The following is a 22,314-nucleotide window of genomic DNA, read 5'->3' on the forward strand; positions in this document are numbered from 1 at the left end:
GCAGCTGCTAAAGCGTTATACTGATTGGGCGATATCCTGACTTTGAAATTGTAGATCCTCTAGTCTTCCGGTTACCCGAATCCAATCCAGTGAGTACCATTATGAACCTTACGAATCGACGTGGCTTACTCAAGACGTTCGGTCTTGCCATGTGTGCATTCGGTGCACGTCCTTGTTTTTCGGCCGGTCTAGCAGCCAACAAGAAAACGTTGCTTCGGTTGAGCTTGGCCGCATACTCAGTTCGTGATCTGCTCACGGATAGCAAAAGTGGCTGGGATCTATTCCGTTTCGTCGAGTACTGCCGTGAGCTTGGGGTCTCTGGTGCGGAACTGACAAGCTACTACTTTCCCAAGGATATTACCGCAGAGTACCTGATCGATCTCAAGCAGCATTGCCATCGACAAGGTGTTTCCATTTCTGGTGGTGCTATTCGTAACGACTTTTGCACAGCTGATCCAAAGCGACTTCAAAACGACATCGACCACACCAAGCGATGGATCGACCATTACGCAATACTGGGTGCTCCGGTGATTCGTATTTTTGCGGGAGATCAACCGAGTGGCGAATCGTGGGAGGATACGATATCGCGTTGTGCAGCGGCCTGTCGAGAGGTTGCCGAGTATGCTCAAGCCAAGGGGCTTTTTCTTGGGTTGGAGAATCATGGCGGAGTCACAGCCAAGGCGACGGGGTTGCTGGATATTCTCAAGCGGGTTCCGAATAAGAACTTCGGTGTCAACTTTGACTCAGGCAACTTCCGTTCGACCAATGAGCCGTATCAAGAGTTAGCATCGATTGCACCTCATACTGTTAATGCACAAATCAAGGTTTCGATTGCTCCTCTTGGAAAACCTGAGCCAACCGATTTAGAGCGAGTGATTCAGATCCTGCGAGACGCCAACTACTCCGGCTGGGTTGCTCTGGAATACGAAGAAAAAGAACCCGCATTGGAAGCGATCCCACAATGGATCGAGAAGCTCAAACCATTGGTTAATTGAAGCTAAGTCAGCTGAAATTGCACAAGTAAGCAATGAAACGGATGCGCTACTAGTCGCTATACGGGCCTAAAAATCTTACGCCATTGAAGTGAATCAAATGTGATGGCGCGTCTGCAACCCACACCTCGGTCTCCCAGGCGATGTCTCCCAGGTAGCGACTCATTGTCCTGCGATTAGGGAAAGCGGTGACATACACCAAACCTGCTGTCGAATGAACAAATAGCTTGGCAAGTTCCGCGTGCCTCTTTCCATCGACAGGACCGTGACTTGTAACCGATTCGATCAACAGCAGCCAATTCCTTGCCGTGTAGTGAAGTACTACGTCTGGCATCTTTCCATGAGCTCCAATATCAATGCCCAGGCTAGAAAGTGATGGAGCATCAAAGAATCCCCATTTGTTCTCCGTATCTCCAGCATAAATCAATTGGCTTCCAGGCGCGAAGCGCGGTGCAAAATCTTCAATAATTGCGCGAATCAATTCGCTGTGTTCGCCTGGGCTAAGAGAGATCTTCTTGCCGGGCGCGATCTTTACTGGAATACGGTTTTGTTGGCGTTCCTTGGCGTACTTCGCTAGGAGTGTCTCATGCTCGGACTGATAAGTCTTTAACGCATCATGCCATTCGGGAGTTCCAAAGGTGCGCAATAATGTTAAAGCTGTTGTCTCAATCTGGTAAACCGCCTTGGGGCTATTTACAGGTCGATCCGATTGATCTGGGTTATACAGCGCTATGCCTGCGTCGCAAAACTGATGCATCGTTTGCCGCCGAATAGTCTCGCGGGAATTTGGGGCATAATCTTTATCGTAGTTCTCACGAATCCATTCCATGATAGGGGTAATTCCAATCAAAGGATTTTCTGCCTTGGACCAGGATTTACCTGGAGTTAGATTCAAAAGCGCTAAAAGGCAGAGTGCAGAACGTTCGTTTTGTTGAGCACGAGAAAAACCAAGGGAAACGAGAGTTTGTATGGCGGACTTAATATGTCGACTTTTTTTGTTTGCTCTCATTCAACGACTTTCCAGAACTCTGTATCGATCATGTTCTGCGAAAAAGTCGACTGCTTCAAAGCCCACTCGCCAAGCCGCATTAGTACGTCTCGATCTGGATATCTCATGAGCCTAAGGTCGGTTGCATTGACCTGAGTGTGGCCATTAAAGCGGCGAAATGCCTCATCAACGGCAGTTGTATTCAGAAACACTGCTAGCCCGTGGGCTAAAGTTTTTTGTAATCCTTGTCTGCCTACATGAAATACGTTTAGATGATTCTCGAAACCTAGCATTTCTGACTCACCGAGCGCGGTGGGGTCGACTACACTCGCAACAACTCGACGTGTTTCTTCCTTAGATGAGAATCGTCGCACCACACAGTAGTAACCGGTGGGATAAAGCCATTTTTCCGTGTCGCGATTCCGAATGATTGCGTTAGGCTTTTTTATTTTACTGTTTGGCCAGAACATTCGTCCATCGAGGAAGTGGCCTGGGTAAAGCAAAGGAACCGTTTCTGGTCCTGGATTATCGCGAAGGTGATCTTTCATTCGGAAATCAACCACCGGTCCTGTCGAGATCGATACACCAATATCACCGAGCGAAAAGCGGACCGCCGATACTTGGTCAAGAGCGTTCTCCTCAAGCGAAGTTGGCACATGAATAAACCGTGCTGGATCATCGGGTAAAACGATGCGTTCAAAGGGGTGATGATAACAGGAAAGGTCTGAGAAAGTGTCATCCGTTGAAGTCGAGACAATCACTGGCCCTTGTTGACCATCGCGCTCGAGATGCACGATAATATTCTCCTGAAGAACTCCATCATCTTTGAACGCCTTACTCCGAGAATCGAAAAGATGGATTTGCCGAATCGAAGCACGTTTTAGTATGAATTCGCGAAATGGGCGGTAGTAGGGTCCATTGCAAAAGCTTCGGGGAATGATCGCTACAATGTGTCCACCGGGGGTGACCAATGACACAGCGAGCGCCACAAAGGCCGAGTAGAGATTAACGGTCTCAATACCGATGCGACGGAGTGCATGTCGATGCGAAGAATTGCTATTTATCTTCTTGTAGGGCGGGTTAAGAATGGCATGACTGTATCGCGGTAGGGGGTTTGAAAACAGCCCCCCGGAGATCGCATCTGTCGCGGCGTGTATGAAATCATCCCCGTGAATTGCAAACTGGAAAGTTTCGCCTACATATTTCTTTAAGGTGTTCTCAAGCTCCGAATGCAGGCTGCTATCGATTTCAAATGCATCGAGTTCTACCTGTTGAAACCCAAGCATCCCGGAAAGCCACTGCTCGAGGAATGCCGCAGATAGAGAACCGATCCCAGCGCCTGCATCGAGCAAGCGACATACGCCCTCCCCAGGTGGGAAAAGGCTTGCCATAAAAGAAGCCGTCTGTTCAGGTGTCAGAAACTGACCGAACTGAGATTTCTTCTTCGCATCGGTGTTTCGCGATAATCGCAACCGTGCTTGTTCGATTTCTGTCTGCAACCAATTGACTCCGTTGATGGAAATGCGCCTCGGTTTATCGCTCGAAAAGAGAATCCATCTGAATAGCTGATGAGATCCGGTCAAAGAACCTGAGTACAAGATTAACATTCTCTCATTTGCTTGAGAGCCTGTCAAATTGGGGGGACGTTCCTTAGCGATCCATCCGATCCCCAAAACGGTTTTAGGAAGGCTTGTCTAAGAACATTGCCAATCATTCATCTACGAACGACCCGTCTGAAGCAAGAAGGAAACCGTCCGAACAATCTGGCAAGAAGATAGGAAGGAATCCGAATAAGCAGCCCGCTCTACCAGTAGACAAATCGGCCATGACTCGTATGCGTTGCTTTGACCGATCATCCCAAATGATGTTTGTCTCGATGGTATACTCCGTTCCGTCGTCGGTCCTACCGTCAAAAACATCAAGAGTATCTTGATGCTGTCGTGAGTCGAGACGTTTAGCCAATTCGGTGTGGGACATCTTCCGATAAACTCGCAGATGCTCCGCTAATATTTCTGCGAACTGGCTTTGTTCAGTATTCACGATAGCAAAGATGACTATTCCAGTCGCTTGATGATATGCCAACCGTACGGACTGTTGATGGTGTGATACTCGGTCATGCCGATTTCACCTGGTGCAAGCGAGAAGCTGATGTCGCCAAAGGCTCGAACCATTCCTCCTCGAGGGGAAACTTTAGATGCTGACTTTGCGGCAGCCTCAGAGGAATCAGCCGACTCGGATTGCGAGCCACTCTTTGGCGGAGTCACCGTAAAGTTTGACATCGCGTAGATGCCTGGGGATTGGTCATTGGTAAACTCACTTACGAGCGACTCAAAGTCTTCGCCTGCCTGAGCACGCGCGAGCAACTCCTTGGCCAATTTCTCCGACTCCTCCTTGGTCCGCGAAATATCCTTGTCTGGTACGGAACCTTCAAAGCCAACCAAGATGTGTTGAACGGTTACTAACTCGGGGCCAGAAAATCGGGAACCATGGGGAATTTGATCAAAAGTGCCCGGCTCAAAATCTAGAACCGCAGAGTAGACCTGAACGTCGGTTGGCTTCGATTTGTCTTGCTCGAATTGCATAAAGCCGACTGCCACGCGACCTTGCTGGGCATCAATGCCGATATAGTCGCCAAAGAAGGTGTCACGACGACTCTCGAATTCATCGATGTCGATCGGAAAATAGCGGAATGTGTGACCATCTAGACTTCGCGCAAGCGTGAGTCGAGTTCTGGTGCCTGTGGTAGCAGAACGATCATAGTAGACAATGTTCACGGAACCATCCGATGGATCGACGGCCATCCAGGTAAAGAATTGATCCCGCCCTTCGTCGGTCGCAGCATCGTTTACCTGACGAGGAGGTGTCCAGGTTTCTCCACCGTCAGTCGACGAGATCAAGAAAACGTCTTTGTTGCCATTGCGTTCGTCGATCCAGTTGACGTAGATCGTCCCGCGCGACGGTCCACGCGAAGCATCAACAATAGTGACCGGCATGCCGTTATGGCGGGAAATTCCGTCCACATCAGAGGCCCAACCACCAGGGGTCTCTGTGATCACGCGGTCTTTGCCAAAGGTCAAACCACCATCGGCGGATTTATCAAACTCCAAGCCACGCGGTCCGCTCCAAACTACGTAAACCGTTCCGTCTGGTCCGACCGCGGGGACAGCTCCCTCCAAGGTCCCATCGTCATCCAAGCAATCGCCTGGGGCATCGGATATACGAATCGGCGGGGCAAATGTACGGCCTCCATCGGTGCTTCGAGAAAACAGAATGTGCGTGTTGTCGGTCGGTTCAGAGCTGCCGTATACGTCGAATCGGGTCCAGGATGCATACAGATTGTTAGCATGCGGTGAACGCCGATGGCGATCGAATACCAACCAAGGCTTATCCTCGAATGGTGTTTTGGTATTCAGGTGATCAACGATCATGACCCGATCGCTCCAGGTGACACCACCATCATCGCTTGTCGTTAGCCCGATACCATTAGCAGCCACTTTTGGTCGGTCGTTCCATAGCCCATGAAAGGCGATGAACGCATGCACGGCGAGACCCTTAGCATCAAACAGCAGAACATCATCACCTTGCGTGCGATTGTCAGGGTTGGGCACTTCGACGGAGACCCAACTCTTTCCGCCATCCTGCGAGACAAAGGATGAGTTAGACCCCTTTACACCTTGGCCGCGCACCAAGCTACCGGCTATGATGTTGTTGACATTGACAGGATTTATGGCGATGGAAATCTCTGCTGAGGTCCGCACCACTGGTGGCGAAACGCGTGTGACAACCTGCTGTGCAGAAGCCGTATCTGCCGATATCAGCATTGCTGCCACGGAACACGGAAGCAGCATCAATCTGTATCGGGAAGATTTCTTTGAGTCTCTTGTTTTCATATTATAGTGATCGAGTAACGCGAAGGTAGCATTCGTTAGAGGTACCATCGTACTCCAAACACACTCCGATTTCGATACTTATAAGGACCAACATTTTGGGGACACACACCGTTTCGATGCCGACCGCGCCCCCGGTTTATCTAAGCGCTTTCCTGCGTCCCCATTGTGTCCGCGATAAAGATTTCCACACCGCCAGAGATGCGAGAAACGCAAGAGGATTAATGAGCAACGATTTTCCACACAACTCTTATCTCTCGCGGTGTAATCGGTTTATTTCCGGCTTATTCGTGATCTCATCGGAGCTTCTTGTGGCTCGCATTTCTCGCGTGGAAATCCTTGCACCGGATGAAGTGGCTATAGCCCGCAAGTCCGCGATTTTCTTTTGGCGTTCCGACAAGAGCGGGGAATCGGTCTGTTCTCAAAGGCTGTATTTTGGCTATCGCTCTGGATTCAAGCTTCGCATGTGGGCATGTTTCTAAACGAAGTGGTCCCGTTTGAGCGTCGACCGCTTTTTCGTATTTCACAACAGACGCTACAATTTGACGGTCAAAAAAATGTTGTGTCCCCAAGTATCTTACAATCAAAGACGCTGGAGCCGTATTCCCCGGTCCGGCAGCCTAGAATCTTGTCCAGCGATCGTCTGGCGTGGCGTGGAATGCTGGAATCGTAAAGGAAGCCTTGCCCATACCGACGTAGCGTCGCCAGTACATTGCCTTTTGGTTCTGGTGGCAAGCGGTGCTCGAGGGATGCGGATAGCGTCGTTCTTGAGAAAACTCGAGAGCTTCGTTCCATGATGCCGGTTGGGTAGGTTATAATCCGTAGCAAGGAGATGAAAGAATGCTTAAATCGGTTCGTGGAATCTATCGTAATGGACAAATTGAGCTCGTCGAACCTGCCCCAGAAGAGGCTAGTCAGGTAATCGTTACGTTTTTATCACCGGAGTCTATTCCACTCGCAGATCGTGGCATATCGCAGGAACAAGCGGCGGATCTTCGTCATCGCTTAGCAGCTTTCGCTGAAGACTGGGAGCGACCAGAAATGGATTCTTATGATGCGATGTAAGAGAGGCGACGTTGTACTAGTCCTGTTCCCAGACTCTAATCTTAGGACGGCGAAGCGTCGTCCAGCGGTCGTAGTCCAAGCGGATAATCTTAACTCCGGCCTTCCTCAGAGCATTGTCGCTATGGTGAGCAGTAACATGGCACGGTCTGGGCCTCCCTTCCGAATTGATGTCATTCACGCCTCACCAGAAGGTAAAAGCACTGGCTTGCATTGCGACTCAGTCATCATGGCTGATAATTTGGCGACGGTACTCGATATGGAAATTGATCGGGCAATCGGACAGTATCCTGCTATGTCCGCCATCGATTATGCTCTGAAATCGGCACTAGGTCTTTGAAGCCTGCTCATGATCCGACAAGGGAAAGGGAAGCGAGAACGCGTGGTTCCGTTGGGAGTAAGAGCCTTGGAATGGTTAGAGAAGTATTTACTCGAAGTGCGACCTTGGTTGTTGGCAGGCAATGGGAGAAAGCGGCTTGGTAAGATGCCGGAAGAGAGCGATCGCATCTTTCTGGGTACCACGGGCAAGCCGATATCACCGGTCCAGTTATCACAGTTAGTGCGTGGTTACTTAGAATCCGCCGAGATCAACAAGAGTGGAGCTTGTCACGTGTTGCGTCACACGGCTGCGACGTTGATGTTAGAGAACGGGGCTGATTTAAGGAGTTTGCAAACGTTGCTGGGTCACGCCAGTCTCAACACCACGCAGGTTTACACGCACGTCACGATCGATCGTTTGCGCCAAGTCCACGACGCCACCCACCCCGCCAAACCCGACCAACGACCCAAGTAGATCCCTTTTAACCCTCCCGAAGAATTCGGGAGGGTCGAGTGGAGTTTACGATCACTCGGGGAGGGTGCTTGTAGTGGACGACGCAAGGAGTCCCGGCTGTTGTAGTGGATGAGGCAACGAGTCCCTTTGCACTGGAGACCGCCTGTGCTTACACCAATTGGACTCCTGCCGTATTCGTGCCAGGCGGTCGGGCCTCGTTGCCTCGTCCACTACACGCTAAAAAATCCCAAAAATCAGCTACCAATCCGCCTCTTGGACCGTTTACAATTCGGGTATGACACATCACCCGACGACCACTTCCGAAGCCCCCTCTTCCGCATCGCTGCCATTCGATGCCTCGTTTGATTCCATCGACTCGCTCAACACCTCTTTCACCGCGTCTGAAGTACCCACATTAGAAACCACAACGGTCACCGAAGTCGCATTAGGCTACCATCGCAACCAACAGTACTCGATTACCGCTATGACCACGTCGACCGGCGCGGTCGCAGAGCGCTACGCGTACACTGCGTATGGTCAACCGACGATCTGTAATGCGTCCGGAACTGTGCTTACGAGTTCTGCTGTTGGTAATCGATACACCTATACTGGTCGTGAATGGGATGAGACGCTCGGCCTCCATCACTTCCGAGCTAGGTGGATGAGCCCGCTCGCAGGGAGATTCTTGGGAAGAGACCGCTTAGGATATGTGGACGGCTTAAGCTTGTACCGGTCGTATATGTCAATGTCGGATATCGATCCATTCGGAACGGATATAGACAAACGTGTAAGAAACCCAGATAAGATGGGTTTCTGGGGTACAGATGTGTCGAATTTTCAAGCACTTAGGAGGCGAAATAGATTCCCGACTAGATTTACGGGTGTTTGCTGGGTAGACGACTACGATGAGGAACGGTGTCGAGTAAAATGCGAAGTTGAAATTGGGCAAAGTATTCAGCTTGGCCAAGTAAAACAAGATCCAGGAAAATATCCAGACGATTGGGCGATTTCCTTTTGGAGCCCGATTCGATGGGGCGTAGGTAAGGGAGAGCGATATGTTGGCGAGTCTTTCCCTTGTTCTTGTCAATCTGAGTATCTGTATTCACAGACTCCAGAACAGGGATTGCTAGAATCCGAAGGAGTGCCTGAAGAATGGCAATAAACGCTCTTTACGCGACGCAGAAACTTTTGAATGGTATTAGTTTATTGGTGTCTTTTTTCGTAACGGCTTTTGCCTGCGAAGCAAACGACTCTCGCGACACCACCATTTCAATTCGCATTCGAATTATTTTAGATGGGGACATTCCCTCTGTTCCGACCACAGTATTGCCAAAGGATCTGACTATTAAAACCGGCAAGCGACGTGTAGCGCAAGATATGATTGAGGTAAATCGCGAATCATTGGGGATCAAAGACGTTGTCGTTGCCATTCGGATTCCTCAAAGAGAGGGAACAATCGTAAGTGAACCAAGCTCCCATTCAATTGCAGTACGTGACTTTCGCCCCTCCGCCCCCCTTATCATTACCAATGAACTGGATGAGGTGTTTTTTGTAAATTCTTCGAATTTTCAACTAAGAAAGCTGTTAGATTCAAATGGCAAGGAAATTCAAACCAGAGCTGTATATTCAGGTGGAGAAAAAATCGTATCATTTCTTGCCTCGGATATCGCGATTGGTGGAAACAGTATGGCATTTGAAACCAATCCATTTTCGAAGGTATATGTTGTTGTTTGGCCAGATGGTATAGCTGCATGTTCGGACTCAGACGGACTTGTTGAACTTTCTGGGATCCCCAAGGGAGAAACTTTCGAAATGGAGCTTTTTCACCGACTCGCAAAGGGGGAGCGAATTCGAAGATATGATTGTTCAGAACCGCTTTACGTAACACAGGAACGGCGAATCGGCATTAGAGAGCAACATAATCAATTGGAAGAGTTTGAGCTAAAGATTAAGCCAGATCAATTTTCCTTTTATCACATAGGACATCGCTAGGCCACACTGTGCGGAAACAGCAGCAGTTCACAGAATAAGAGATAGACTTAGTCAGTAAGGTCTCCGCCAATCGCGGTCGGGCGGAAGAAGTTTGAAGGGTGAAGTGGGAAGTTTGAAAGAAAGCCAATCTTTTCCTTATAGGATTTCCAAAGGGGTTTTGGTTTTCCTATCGTCCCGATCGGGGCTCAAGCGAGCCATGAGAGACCGTTTTCGAGCACTTTGTTGCACCGAATTCGGTCATTTGCTCTCCACTGAGTTCATCTCAGTGGAAGCACGACTAACAAGCTAGTAACGACGGACTCTTCCCCCCCTTCCCTTCCGTCTCGCCTGCGGCGAGACGGAAGGGAAGGGGGGGAAGAGAATGGGGGTATGCGTTGCTAGCCTGTTAGTCATCGCTCCACCGACACATGGTCGGACTGGAGGCGTTCATGAACAACTCAAAGCTACTCACACGAGTGCATGAGCACTCCAGTTGTGAGCAGGTTATTGTTTCACCAACTTCGAGCTCACTGATCGACGCGAACTCTTGGCTCGTGAACCACCAGTCCTCAAGCGTGAGTTGCGTTCTTATTCACCCTCCCGAAGAATTCGGGAGGGCCAGAGTGGAGGGACGATCACGAGGGGAGGGTGCTTTAGGATCGCGGACTAGTCAGGGCCGTTATGCATTGCTATGCCTCTCACCCTCTCCGAGCTGCGCTCGACTCTCCCTCAAGGGAGAATGAATGCTTAAGTTGAGCAGAGCAGAGCCTTGTTACTGAATGATTCCTATCAGCTATAATGCTTCCATGAAAAACAATCCTAATCAAATCAAGGAAGAGAATTCCGATGTCGACGTAGTCCGGTGCAACCGTCCAATCCCCCTTTGATCGCTTGCTCTCGCGGACACTCATGCAGAAGGAATCTGCACAAGAGTTATTACGATCCCATCTTCCGGCCGAGTTCGTGGCTTATTTAAAGCCCGAAACTCTCGAGCAAGCCGACACGAGTTTCATTGATGCCAATCTCAAGCGACGCTTCATCGACCGCCTCTTCAAAGTCGAGTTGACGGACGACATCGCTCGGGAGCTTGGGACGGAAAGCCCCCATGTTCACGTTCTTGTGCTGGTGGACCACAAGAGTCCTCCCGACAAGTACACCGTCGCATATTACGTTCGTGCTGCAAAAATATGGAAGAGACCCTGGTTTGCCAGAGCTGCTTAAGCCACTGTTCCGAAGCGTTGCCCATAAATTCCAAGGCCAGCGAGCATCAACATTACTCGATACGATTAGGAAGTATGTTATGTCAGTCAATCCAGTTGTTGGCGAAAACGAGATCCAAGGGATATTCTCCGAATTCTGGCCTGTAAAACCTGAGCCAGGCTCCGTGGCAGACCAACTGCTCACCAAAGGTCGTCAGGAAGGACATCAGGAAGGGCGTCAGGAAGGGCGAAAAGAAGGTGAGATTAAGTTGATTCGAACCCTAGAGTCCATCCTTGGAATAAGCGGAGAGGCAACAGATCTTTCCGACAGAAGTTTAGAAGAGTTACAGCGAATCACCGAGTCGCTTCAAGAGCGCATCAATCAGCGAGGCATCTAGAAATGGATCGGAAACCCTTTCCGCAAATGTCTCCCATTTTCTGGACAACCTGTTGATTTTCAAAATGTATAACCTTTAAACTCTAAGCCTACTGAAATTATCACCGCCCCGCCAAGGAGCCCGAAACTTGCTAACTCTCGAACAACGCAAAATGCGACAAGGCTAACGCAAACGCCGTATTCTTTGCTTTCGCCCGATCGGCAGGGAAGCACATTCTAGGGATACAGCATTTCATTGATGGGGAGTCATTTTTTGGCAGCGAAGGTTGGGATGATGGCATGGCCTGATTGCCTGCCTCGATTGATTCCGTCACGATCTTTGACATTGCGTCCCTACGGGACGCGAGCGGTAAGGGGGCATTGGTTGCTACCGACATTAGGTCCCTACGGGACGAACGGTTTGAATGCCCCGTAGGAGCAAAATGTCGGCAGAAACTCCAACCCATTTTATCCCGGCGCTTTCCTGTATCCTGATCCTGCCCGCGATAAATCCCACCTTAAGATATTCACACCGCCAGAGATAAGAGAAACGCAAGGGTATTAATGATCAACGGTTTTCAAGACAACTCTTGCGTCACTCTTATCTCTCGCGGTGTAATCCTCGGAGGTTCTTATGGCTCGCATTTCTCGCGTGGAAATCTTTGCACCGGATGAAGTGGCTATAGCCCGCACGTCCGCGATTTTCTTTTGGCGTTGCCGTTGAATGAGGGTGGAGCTGTCGACATCATGGTCCGTAACTCATTCATCTGAATCACGTCATTCGTTCCTCCGAGCGTGCCATCCGGAGTTGACGCTTGCGAACAGACGACGGTCTCGGAGAAAAACCTCCCGGGCGACCTAAACTCCAACCGTTTCGTCAGGCCAACGTACGATTCAGGCCGTTACGCTCGCTTCATTGTGAAGACCGCGATTTCTGGTCGGCAGTTGAATCGAACCCTCGCTGTGTGACCGACTCCTCGCGAAATGAAAAGGGATCGTCTCGCATCTAGTTTGAAAAGCCCAGATGTGTAACGCCGATTCTCCACCGGAAGTAGTGGCGGTGGCAGAAACGGGGGCTTGCATTGACCACCATGGGTGTGACCAGCCAAAATAATCCCAGTGAAATCTCCCCAGACGTTGGCATCGCAAACATCGGGATTATGGCACAAGCAAATGCTTGGTCGCAAAGGATCCCAATCTCGCAATACTTCGCTTGCCCGAAATCGAGGTGACCACCTGTCCTCAAGACCCACGAAATGAAGTCCATTGCGTTCTTCGCTACTATTGTTAAGCACCTTGATATCGTGTTGTGTCACGACATCGGCAACCCGATCAGCGACATCCGTCTGTCGCCAACCCAAACCATAGTCGTGATTTCCTAAACACGCGAATGCACCGTTGCGGGCTGGTCGATAACTCGATAGGACCTCTTTCAGTTCCTCGATCCCAGCTGTATGATCGATGAAATCGCCTGTAAACACATGAAGATCGGCATCCAACTCATTGATGACGCGAATGGCCCGCTGCAAGTAGCTCGTGGTTACTTTGCCTGAGTGCAAGTCGGTAATATGCACCAGACGCTTTCCAGTCCACCCGTCGGGCAGATTAGGTATGAGCAGTTCGCTTTTCGTAACTTCAAGCCATCGAGGCTCAACAAAGTAGGTCCAGCCAAGCAATGACATGGCTGCACCGCCTAAAAGAAATCTACGGCGACTAAACATTCGTACCAAGCCTGATTTCTTTTCGGAGGTCATGATGTTTATGAAGGCTAGTGATTGAACAAAAATTCACGGGACGTGACGAGACTCCAGACGAAGTCCTCGAGAAAGATGCGGCGGTCGCTGGAATCGATGGTTGAAAACTCCGCCAGAAACGTCTGCTTTTCACTGTCGGTAGGAAAACGAGCCAGGCATCTCAAAAACGTGGACTCAACAATGGCAACTCGATCATCACCATGCTTTTCCATGAGTTGATCGACAATACTGCCCGGAGAAGAAAGCTTTTCGTTGAGTGTTTCCCCGTTATTCAGATTGAGGACTTGGATGATGCTTGGCTCGTCACTTCGCTCGCATTCGCATGTGATGCGCCGTTGGTTACGGCCAAAGGTCTTCAGAAATCCACTTTCGACGCTGGAATCGAACAACTGAATGGCTTTGGTACCCTTGGCGTAGAAATTAGTTGGAGTTCTGTCTCCACCCAGATACGCTACCCGATCGAAAACAGAAGGCACACCGGTCACGTCGACAATCGCATCATGAATAACCTCCGCCATCAGTCGCTTTGGGTAGTAACGAGAGAAGTACTTTTTGTCATCAGCATTCCCCGCATTCGATTCACTGCTTCGTTGGTAGGTGTCCGAGTTCATGATAAGCTGCATGAACTGCTTCAAATCATAATTCATGCGAATGAGCTCTTCACAAAGGTAATCCATCAAGGCTTCATTGCTGGGAGGATTGCTCAGCCGTAGATCATCCACGGGGTTAACGATCCCGATACCAAAGTACGCCGCCCAAACGCGATTCACAATCGCTCGGGTGAAGTAGGGGTTCTCAGACGATACCAACCAATCGGCCAATGCAATTCGTCGATCGTTCGGATCATTGGGATCGAGTGGCTCGCCATCTAGAGGGGCTGGTGGTTGGGGGACGCCACGCAGGGGTTGAATCAAATCCCCTCGATCAGCCACCATCAGAGTTCTGGCAGAGTCGCCATTACGAACTTCGCCACCCCATCCTTTCGCTCTTACGCGAGCGAACATGTTCGCCATGGCATAATACTGGTCATTGGTCCATTTTTCCAACGGATGATTGTGGCACTTCGCACAACCGATTGACAAGCCTAGAAAGGCCTGGCAAACATTCTCTGTCATGCTTTCTGGATCTTGATTGATGGCGTAGAAATTGGTTGCACCATTCTCAAGAGCTTCGCCGCGAGCTGTGATAATTTCCCGAACGAACTGGTCCCAGGGCGTGTTGGCTTCCACGCGGTTACGAATCCACATGTAATAAGCTTTCATGCCGTCGACTCGGAGCAGATTGCTGTTGAGAGTCAGTAGATCGCTCCATCGATAGGTCCAGTAATCGACGTACTCCGGCCCGCTGAGAAGCTTGTCTATCCAACGGCTTCTTTTGTCTGGCGATGTATCCGCTAGAAATGCTCTCACCGCTTCCTCGGAAGGCAGGCAGCCAGTGGCATCAAGTGACGAGCGACGAATAAATTCGCTGTCACTACATATGGGTGACGGTGTTAAGCCAAGTGTCGCTAAATGCTCGGTAACGAGCCGGTCCAAATGGCTGTTGCCCGAACTTTGCAGCGGATCAAGCTGTTGAGCGGACTTTGCCAACTGGCTTGCAAAGGGAACTCGAACGCGAGCCAGTGCAATTTTGCTGGCAAACCAAACAGAAATTGCTCCTTCGCCAGGTCCTACGATCTCAACTTGTCCGTGCTCGTCGACCGAGGCAACAGATTCATCTGTCGAAGTAAACTTGGCCCAGCTTGTGACGTCCGCTTTCCTGCCGTTGGAGTAGATGGCTTGAACAATGAGATTCTGCCTATCGTGCTTGCTCAAGCTCACATCAGCAGGCAGGACTTCAATACGTTCGATCACAGGGTCCGAAGGCTTAGGGCCATAGGCTCCGCTGCCAATCCATGCAGCTAAGAGCTGATAGTCTGAGCTGTCAGGTTCTAAGCGAACGCCTCCTTTATGTGGGACAGCCCCCGTAGGCTTGGTGAGGAGCAGCGATTTGCTCGGATCGTTCAAGTCGACCCGGCGTCCGCGATCTTGACGAGTTATGTTGAAGTGATCGGTCTCTGGATCGTAACCTCGAAGGGACAAGCGAAAGCCCCCTTTGCCGGCTAAAGCACCGTGGCACGCTCCCATGTTGCAACCGTTACGCGATAACACCGACTGAACGTGGTTGTCGAACTCGATTTCGGCTGCAGTGTCCATCAAATCGCATTCGACTGCCAAGCTGGCTGTGCTCGCACCTCCGTCCGAATTATCGCCTTCCTCTGCGTTATCGGCACCAGGCTTTAGTGCGAATGTAACACTTACCTTTCCATCCCGCTTAGCAACAACGAAGAGTCCTGAGTCCCTACTGATCACTTCCGCAATATCAGGATTCGAAACAGTCCAAGTCAGTAGGTCGGCGGAGACTGAGTTGGTTAATCGGCCATCGGAATCACGATGTTGGACAACAACTTGGTGTTGAGAACCAGCATGAGATAACTGGATCTCATCTGGAAAGCAGACGATACTTTGCCCCTGCAGAGCATTTCCATGTAGGCCTACGGTCAGCAGGACGACAAGCAAGCAGCATGAGAGATGTTGAGTATTCATAGGTTCGGCGGGAGAGAATGTTGGCGGGGAGCACCTTGATTAGATCTCGGTTAATCGGCGAATCAAGGAAATTGTAATCGAAACTTCGTTGCGATAGGGCGGTGATCGGAAGCCATTGTTTCTGCTACAACCTCCGTTGCAGTAAACTCCCAGCGTTTTGCAGGGCTTCCGAACAGAAAATCGATCTCAATATTGGGTTTATCCGAAGGGAACGTAAAACGGTTCTCAATGGGTTTGACCGCTTCCACGGCATTTTCGGCGAGCAACTTCAAGGTTCGTGAATCGCGTTGATCGTTGAAATCCCCAATCAGCAAATAGGGGACATCGAGACTCTCGAGAAACGTTTTCAGCTCAGTGGCTTGCGCGAACCGAAATCTGTCATCACGAACCCAGTCGAAGTGAAGGCTCACAATTGCAACTTGTTGCTTGTTCGGAAGTTCGGCCCAGACCACTAAGGCGACACGGGGTTCGTTGCCGCGAGGTAACTCGACCACCATCGTTTTTGCGATTGTGTGCTTACTGAGAATCGCCAGCCCATATTCTCCGCCGTCGTAGTCCATAAACTTGCCGAAAGCATGATTCATCCCAAGGGTTTTGCCTAGAAACGCTGCTTGATCCACCGACTCGCTACGGCGAACCTTGTTATCAACCTCTTGTAGAGCAACAAAATCTGGGGTCAGATTGCGGAGAACGTCAGCCGTTCTTTCTAGGTTCAGCTTGCCATCCATCCCACGTCCATGGCGGATATTATAGCTGACCGCGACTCCGCTCCATTCCTTATCATCATTTGCGTGCAACGAACGACTCGTCGAGATGCAAAGGAGCACGGCAACAACGAGCCAGTACAATGGGTGCACTCGATAAGCGAAATCACTTTGCCGAGCGGTATTGCGATACATATGATGACCTCAAGGAAAACAAAAGGGGCAGCGGGCCGTTCCCCTATTCTAATCGGTCAGCTCTCTGTTCGGTACCTTTTCAACTCGTCTAATTCCTATCGTTTAGTCCTATTAGCCGTTTGGTCCTGTTAGTCTTGGTCGGAACGGAGTACGGAGATGAACGCTTTTTGGGGAATGTTTACGCTTCCGAACTGCTTCATTTTTGCCTTACCCCGTTTTTGCTTTTCAAGCAATTTGTTCTTACGCGTAACGTCACCGCCGTATAGTTTCGCCGTGACATCCTTTCGGAATGGCTGAATCGTAGCCCGGGCAATGATTTCACCACCGATGGCACCTTGGATGGGGATCTTGAATTGATGCCGTGGAATTGCCTCTGCTAATTGCTCGCAGTAATGGAGAGCTCGCGTCCTGGCCTTGTCTCGATGAACTAGGTAGGACAAAGCGTCTACGGGCTCCTTGTTCACCAAGATATCGACTTTCACGATGTTGGTAGTTCGATATTCGATGGGTTCGTAGTCAAAGGATCCATAGCCGCGCGTGATCATTTTTAGCTTGTCGTAGAAATCAAACAGGACTTCTCCCAGGGGCATTTCGCTCCTGATTTCGACTCGGCCTGCGGATAAGTAGTTCATGCTTTGACTATCGGATCGATGCTCCCGGCACAGCTCCATGACAGGGCCGACATATTCCTCCGGAATGATGATGGCTGCCTTTATATAAGGCTCGGTCGTCTTGTCGATCGAGGTTGGGTCGGGCCAATAGCTAGGATTGTCGACATCAATAGTGGTTCCGTCTCGCAACAAGATCTTATACTTCACGCTTGGTGCAGAGATGACCAAGCCGAGATCGAACTCGCGTTGCAGTCGTTCTTGGACAACATCCAGGTGCAGCAGTCCGAGAAAACCGCATCGGAAGCCGAAGCCGAGGGCGGCCGAACTATCCTTTTCAAAGGTCAGTGCTGCGTCGTTGATAGCAAGTTTCTCAAGAGCCTTGGTGAGATCTTGATATTCGTCAGTACTCATTGGGTAAATCGAGGAGAAGACAACTTGCTTTGCCTTCTTGTAGCCTGGGATAGGTGCATCTGCTTGCTTTTCGAGCAGAGTGAGTGTGTCGCCGACCTCGATATCTTGAACGCTCTTTACTCCCGCGACGACGTACCCAACCTCGCCAACGCTGAGTTGCTTTTTGGGAACGAGTTTAATTTGGTTGTAACCGAGTTCGTCCACTTTGTAGTCCCGTCCCCCGTGCATAAAGTGGACCACATCGCCCGTTCGGAGCGTTCCCTCCATAACGCGAATTTGCAAGATCACGCCGCGATAGGTATCGAAGTGCGCATCAAAAACGAGAGCCTTGAGGGGAGCCTCGGGATCGCCTTTCGGGGGAGGTAGATGCTCAACGATTCCTGAAAGAACATTCTCAATGCCGACTCCGGTTTTGGCGGAGACGGGAATCGCAATAAAGGGATCGAGACCCAGGTCGGCATCGATCTCTTCACGAACTTTATCGACGTTGGCAGCGGGCAAGTCGATTTTGTTGATCACAGGCAATAGGGTTAAATCGTACTCCATCGCCAGGTAGAGGTTCGCGACCGTTTGCGCCTCGACTCCCTGCGATGCATCGACCACGATCAACGCCCCATCGCAGGCCATCAACGAGCGTCGAACTTCGTGGGAAAAGTCGACGTGCCCTGGGGTGTCGATCAAGTTCAGTAGGTACTCCTGGCCGTCCGAACCCTTATAAGTCAGCGAAATCGAATTGCTTTTGATCGTGATGCCCCGTTCGCGTTCTATATCCATCGAATCGAGAATCTGGTCGTGAAATTCTCGCTGGGAGATCGCCCCACACGCCTGAATCAACCGATCGGCTAGGGTCGATTTTCCGTGATCGATGTGAGCAATGATACAAAAATTGCGAATATGCTTCATAATGGGGAGTCTGCCGAACAAAACTTGGGCACCAACGCCCAAAAAGGGGATTCTCTCAGATTTCGCTGAGAATGAGTTGCGAAAAACCAACTCAGATACCATGAACTATACGTCAGCTAAGCGTTTTTGCACACCTCTAGAATTGTTAGCGGACTAGTCCGGGGGGGATTTTTGAGGAGCACTTGGAGGAATAAGTCGATAGACTAGCTAGTGTCTGTACCAAAATGAGCTTGATTCTGCGAATCAATGGTCCTAGCTGGGTTTTCGTATGCTTATTGAGCGATCGTGTGCCAGGGGCAGAGATTTTGCTCCAAAACAGGTTCGTAGAGACGATATTCTAGATTCCAGATTATAGATTCCAGGTGTCGGCTTGCACCTTCTTCTTCGCGAGCTACCAGCATGCGGCTGACCGTGTGCTGGTTGTGACCTAGGATGGACAGTTGAAGGTAACGTTCACAGCCGACCTAGAAGCGATCGCGTTTCAATGCTTTGCCGCGTTGTAACGAGCCGATGTCCGATACCCCGGTTGATTCTGCCGAGCCGCCAGAAAATCTTCATTGGCATCAGAGTAAGCGCATACGATGCCATGCCAGAGACAAAAAACAAACAGAATATTCCTAACGTGCGACAATTCATCCCGTGCCTCCCTTTCTGATAATTGATCCCTAGAAATAAGGTTTGTATAAAAACCTGACTGTCAAGGACTCTCCATACACTTTTTACTTCTCTGGGCGTGAGTATCGGACGCTAATGATTACCGATGGTTCTGTCCCAACCTGCACTGGAACGAGGCTGTAGTCTTGCTTTCGCGGCTCTCCTTTGCCGGTCTCTCCAAAATTGCGAGAACGCGGTTGCTCATCCGGCTTATACGCATCCGAGAATCTTGCGGTAATCACACCGATTTCTCCACAAACTTCTAACGCACTTGCTGCTCCCTTCCCTAATTCCATAACAACAAATTCAAAGATGTTGTTGGCACCTGGCTTCACGGTGTTCATCCAGCCTCGTACAACATGTGTACCCGGTCCTGAGCCGGATGCTCTGGGGACAAAATAACCCGGATATCGAACCGATCTACCAGTGGAATCCTTGTCCGAACAAAAAGTTGAGAGGACATCTAGTCCATCAATTTCTAATGTTACAACAGCATCCGCTTGAGTGTCGTAATTGTAGAGAACGACTTCATAAGCGTCTGTAATCTGAATAGGTACAAACGCGAGCCCATTCTCGTCAAGAGGATGGACTGGTACAGAAACATCACTCCCACCTTTTCGACAACGTATTTCGATCGCATATTTGTCATTGCCTGGGGCTTGGATTTTTGTTGACTCGCGAGCAATAAAAGCAGGTGACTTGAAGGCTGCTTCTATTGCGGCTAGCCTTTCGAGATAATCCGTTGAATCTGGCAAACTCTGAGTGATTCCACCAACCCTACCAATGTCAGATGTGTTATTAACTTCACGCGTGCTAGTCCATTTGGCTATACCGCTCTCGAGAAGCTTTGAATGGATCTGGATAACACGATTTCCCCGATTTGTGTTCGACTCACTCACCAGGTATGTCAGTTCGATCTTAAGAAAGAAATTGGACTTTTTATCGATAAAATCTGCCAACGCTTGAGAAAGCGTGAGTTGAATGGCCGAGTCGTAATTTGCGTCGGGCATGCCTGTAGTTGAGATTCGATCTAATCGAATTTTTTTTCCTTTATAGAGACGATCATTAGCGAGGAAATTCTTTACCTCTTCCGCAAGCCCGAATAATTGACCATCGAGTGACTGATTGGTCTGAGCACTGCATTGGCTTCTAAAATTGAAAGCAGACGTAAAAGCCACGAAAAGAATCACCAACGCTAAGCGACGACACTTTTGTATCGCTGGCTTCGTTTTTCCAATTGGATCAATAGCCGAGTACATATCCATATAAAACAACCTCACAGTCAAATTTGAGAACTGAAACGGAAGGAAGCAAATCCACGGACCAAAATATTGTAATGAATCTAGGGGGCGTAGCCGAGCACCTCAGCAGCGAGTTGCATCAGAGAACGACCCTCTATATTGTGCCAAGCCTCACGTTTTATACTAGCGTTGTCTTTTCGGAGGTGACCCAAGCCGATTTTTCTAGCGCGTAGATCGTTTTTAAGAATCACTTTGATGATTTCCGTAGATGGATGATAAAGCTCACTGGCGATTGTTTCGATGTTCATGGGCTGAAACAAATACCAACGGGCAACCTCACCGACTGGTTCCAAAGGAAACCCGTCTCCTGTGGTTCGGTAGTCCTCGTCTATCAAGTAATACTTGAAAATACGATCCGCGCTCTCCTGGAACAGTCGCCCATCTGATTCGACGCTGTTTTGCATAACACTCGGCTCTGGATAGAGTGTTCGAACCTTATCCGCAAAGATACCAAAGACCCCGGCTCCTAAACGAACCTCGTCATCGGGAGGTTCAACCATGCCCTTACGATGACAAACGACACACGATAAACCGTTGACGATGAGCTGATTACCGGACGTTTTCAAAGCATCTCCGACGATTTCGATCGGCCCCGCATCGAGCCGAGCGCCTGCAGCAGTCGACAGCATGTACCCTTGCAAACCATTGGGTAGCGAATAGATAATCTCTCCCCCGTCGTGTTGGAAACTAAACTCGTTCTCCCCGTCATCGTCTGCGATAGCTGGCCCTAGTGGAAACTCGGTTAGAATCGCTTGTGAGTTGCTACCTAAAAAGTCATAAGACTTCCAATAGTAGCCGCGATTGGTCATTGGGTGACGTTCAATCAAACGATTTTGACCCGAAATCCCACTTTCCGTAAACCCAGCTCGGATGGCTCGAGTCGGAGAACCAAAGATGTTCTTGTTGACGTTCACCCCTAGAAATTCTTCTAGATCGCGGTCGGTCATCGATTTTGGGTTGTCCGGCTTATTCGCGTCAGAGTCCCTTTTCTTAAGTTCTGGTAGCGTAAGGTCGTACAGCAGCTTGTGATAAAGCCCCGGCCTCAAGCCTATAGTGATAAACCAATCGGCCCTTATATCCTTAATCTTACGATCGTTTCCTCCTAGACGAATCATGTCTTCTTCAATCCTTCGCAGCTTGATTACAGAATCGCTCCGCCCATCATCCAAAATGCTGTTTGGATCGATCTGGTAAGGATATTGTTTGATGATTTCCAGCCAATGTTCATCGGTCCAACCCAGTTTCGAGATATCGACCGCGAAAATGAGTTTGCGTTCGTCCACCGCTTCGGGGATCGCTAATTCGGCCTGCCAGCTAAGGCTGTTGAGGGCTTTAGCTAGTGCAGCTCTTGTCATGCGGATTTGCCGTTCATCTGTTTCAGGATTGTTCCACAGATTGACCAGGGTGAAGTACTTATAGTGGGAACGTTTTTTTGGATCGATCTTCCCATAATGGTCAAAAATCTTTTCCATCGTATCTAGGAGTGAAACGAACGATCGTCGCGGGATTTCGGGAAAGACAGGTGCTCCAGCGTCGATCCATTCTTTGATGGTTTGCACTTCATCCGGCGTCGGACGCATTAGTCCCGCTTGGTTCCGCGGAGGCATTCGGCCTCGGAACATGGCGTTGTGAAGATCAGAGCTTTCTGAATCCCCTGGCGTGACGATGCCGTCGTCTGTCATGGAGATAACATCTCGAGCGTTGAAAGCATAGCCGCCAGCAGAGGAACCCTGTCCGCGGTGACACCGGAAACAATAGTTGTTCAGGATGACAGCCGCTTTTGCTGCTAGTTCTTCCTCACGATTACTTGGTGGGTCTCGGTCAGATGGGGAGCGGTCCTGGCACATACCGACACTCACCATGCAGAAGGATGCGACAAAAAACACCAGAGGCCCAAAACCTCTAAGAAGGACAGATTTCATGGTAAACTCGGAAAAAATGCGTGTACG

20 protein-coding genes are annotated in these 22,314 nt (G+C 49.9%); 9 read left to right on the forward strand and 11 right to left on the reverse strand.

Features of this window, described 5'->3' with window-relative positions; translation table 11 throughout:
* The first annotated feature begins 101 nt into the window (after window positions 1–101).
* On the forward strand, window positions 102–995 hold the full coding sequence (locus SH449x_RS16330; RefSeq protein WP_482377143.1) for a sugar phosphate isomerase/epimerase family protein: 894 nt from the start codon (window positions 102–104) through the stop codon (window positions 993–995).
* A 49-nt stretch (window positions 996–1,044) separates the two neighbouring features.
* Here SH449x_RS16330 and SH449x_RS16335 read toward each other — a convergent pair whose 3' ends face one another.
* The 4 genes from SH449x_RS16335 to SH449x_RS16350 form a co-directional block, all read right to left on the reverse strand.
* A complete protein-coding gene (locus tag SH449x_RS16335) occupies window positions 1,045–2,001 on the reverse strand; it encodes a BsuBI/PstI family type II restriction endonuclease (RefSeq protein ID WP_482377144.1) in 957 nt (318 codons plus the stop codon).
* Window positions 1,998–3,587, reverse strand: a complete 1,590-nt coding sequence (locus SH449x_RS16340; protein ID WP_482377145.1) for an Eco57I restriction-modification methylase domain-containing protein — start codon at window positions 3,585–3,587, stop codon at window positions 1,998–2,000. Before SH449x_RS16340 ends, SH449x_RS16335 begins: the two co-directional genes overlap by 4 nt.
* 103 nt (window positions 3,588–3,690) lie before the next feature.
* On the reverse strand, window positions 3,691–4,020 hold the full coding sequence (locus SH449x_RS16345; RefSeq protein WP_482377146.1) for a hypothetical protein: 330 nt from the start codon (window positions 4,018–4,020) through the stop codon (window positions 3,691–3,693).
* Between the two features lie 14 nt (window positions 4,021–4,034).
* On the reverse strand, window positions 4,035–5,870 hold the full coding sequence (locus SH449x_RS16350) for a peptidylprolyl isomerase (RefSeq protein ID WP_482377147.1): 1,836 nt from the start codon (window positions 5,868–5,870) through the stop codon (window positions 4,035–4,037).
* Window positions 5,871–6,091: 221 nt separating this feature from the next.
* Here SH449x_RS16350 and SH449x_RS16355 point away from each other — a divergent pair, with 221 nt between their 5' ends.
* Complete coding sequence (locus SH449x_RS16355) at window positions 6,092–6,349, forward strand: hypothetical protein (protein WP_482377148.1); 258 nt, start codon at window positions 6,092–6,094, stop codon at window positions 6,347–6,349.
* 67 nt (window positions 6,350–6,416) lie between these two features.
* On the opposite strand, the gene SH449x_RS16360 is transcribed toward SH449x_RS16355, so the two are convergent.
* Window positions 6,417–6,662 (reverse strand): hypothetical protein, encoded by a 246-nt coding sequence (locus SH449x_RS16360; RefSeq protein WP_482377149.1) that lies wholly within the window; start codon window positions 6,660–6,662, stop codon window positions 6,417–6,419.
* 45 nt (window positions 6,663–6,707) lie between these two features.
* Here SH449x_RS16360 and SH449x_RS16365 point away from each other — a divergent pair, with 45 nt between their 5' ends.
* From SH449x_RS16365 to SH449x_RS16395, 7 genes are all read left to right on the forward strand, one after another.
* Window positions 6,708–6,932, forward strand: a complete 225-nt coding sequence (locus tag SH449x_RS16365) for a hypothetical protein (RefSeq protein ID WP_482377150.1) — start codon at window positions 6,708–6,710, stop codon at window positions 6,930–6,932.
* The gene (locus SH449x_RS16370) at window positions 6,919–7,269 is read left to right on the forward strand and encodes a type II toxin-antitoxin system PemK/MazF family toxin (protein WP_482376996.1); all 351 of its coding nucleotides are present in this window, start codon (window positions 6,919–6,921) and stop codon (window positions 7,267–7,269) included. The genes SH449x_RS16365 and SH449x_RS16370 overlap by 14 nt, the downstream gene beginning before the upstream one ends.
* Before the next feature lie 9 nt (window positions 7,270–7,278).
* Window positions 7,279–7,722 (forward strand): tyrosine-type recombinase/integrase, encoded by a 444-nt coding sequence (locus tag SH449x_RS16375; RefSeq protein ID WP_482377151.1) that lies wholly within the window; start codon window positions 7,279–7,281, stop codon window positions 7,720–7,722.
* A 274-nt stretch (window positions 7,723–7,996) separates the two neighbouring features.
* Entirely contained in the window at window positions 7,997–8,863 is an 867-nt protein-coding gene (locus tag SH449x_RS16380) for an RHS repeat domain-containing protein (protein WP_482377152.1), read from the forward strand.
* Window positions 8,854–9,693, forward strand: coding sequence for a hypothetical protein (locus SH449x_RS16385; protein WP_482377153.1), 840 nt, complete (start codon window positions 8,854–8,856; stop codon window positions 9,691–9,693). The genes SH449x_RS16380 and SH449x_RS16385 overlap by 10 nt, the downstream gene beginning before the upstream one ends.
* An 888-nt stretch (window positions 9,694–10,581) precedes the next feature.
* Window positions 10,582–10,893, forward strand: coding sequence for an Rpn family recombination-promoting nuclease/putative transposase (locus SH449x_RS16390; protein ID WP_482377154.1), 312 nt, complete (start codon window positions 10,582–10,584; stop codon window positions 10,891–10,893).
* A 79-nt stretch (window positions 10,894–10,972) separates the two neighbouring features.
* Window positions 10,973–11,269, forward strand: a complete 297-nt coding sequence (locus SH449x_RS16395; RefSeq protein ID WP_482377155.1) for a hypothetical protein — start codon at window positions 10,973–10,975, stop codon at window positions 11,267–11,269.
* Window positions 11,270–12,149: 880 nt separating this feature from the next.
* Here the strand turns inward: SH449x_RS16395 and SH449x_RS16400 are convergent.
* The 6 genes from SH449x_RS16400 to SH449x_RS16425 all read right to left on the reverse strand — a co-directional run bounded on the left by SH449x_RS16400 (window position 12,150) and on the right by SH449x_RS16425 (window position 22,287).
* The gene (locus SH449x_RS16400; protein WP_482377156.1) at window positions 12,150–13,001 is read right to left on the reverse strand and encodes a metallophosphoesterase; all 852 of its coding nucleotides are present in this window, start codon (window positions 12,999–13,001) and stop codon (window positions 12,150–12,152) included.
* A gap of 14 nt (window positions 13,002–13,015) precedes the next feature.
* A complete protein-coding gene (locus tag SH449x_RS16405) occupies window positions 13,016–15,586 on the reverse strand; it encodes a DUF1553 domain-containing protein (protein ID WP_482377157.1) in 2,571 nt (856 codons plus the stop codon).
* A 62-nt stretch (window positions 15,587–15,648) separates the two neighbouring features.
* The gene (locus SH449x_RS16410; protein WP_482377158.1) at window positions 15,649–16,485 is read right to left on the reverse strand and encodes an endonuclease/exonuclease/phosphatase family protein; all 837 of its coding nucleotides are present in this window, start codon (window positions 16,483–16,485) and stop codon (window positions 15,649–15,651) included.
* A 128-nt stretch (window positions 16,486–16,613) separates the two neighbouring features.
* The gene (lepA, locus tag SH449x_RS16415; protein WP_482377159.1) at window positions 16,614–18,410 is read right to left on the reverse strand and encodes a translation elongation factor 4; all 1,797 of its coding nucleotides are present in this window, start codon (window positions 18,408–18,410) and stop codon (window positions 16,614–16,616) included.
* A gap of 719 nt (window positions 18,411–19,129) precedes the next feature.
* The gene (locus SH449x_RS16420) at window positions 19,130–20,329 is read right to left on the reverse strand and encodes a hypothetical protein (protein WP_482377160.1); all 1,200 of its coding nucleotides are present in this window, start codon (window positions 20,327–20,329) and stop codon (window positions 19,130–19,132) included.
* 77 nt (window positions 20,330–20,406) lie between these two features.
* Window positions 20,407–22,287 (reverse strand): hypothetical protein, encoded by a 1,881-nt coding sequence (locus SH449x_RS16425; protein ID WP_482377161.1) that lies wholly within the window; start codon window positions 22,285–22,287, stop codon window positions 20,407–20,409.
* Between the last annotated feature and the right edge of the window lie 27 nt (window positions 22,288–22,314).

It is taken from the genome of Brakhagea baltica, from assembly GCF_052161605.1.
Classification (GTDB): domain Bacteria; phylum Planctomycetota; class Planctomycetia; order Pirellulales; family Pirellulaceae; genus JBKCUI01.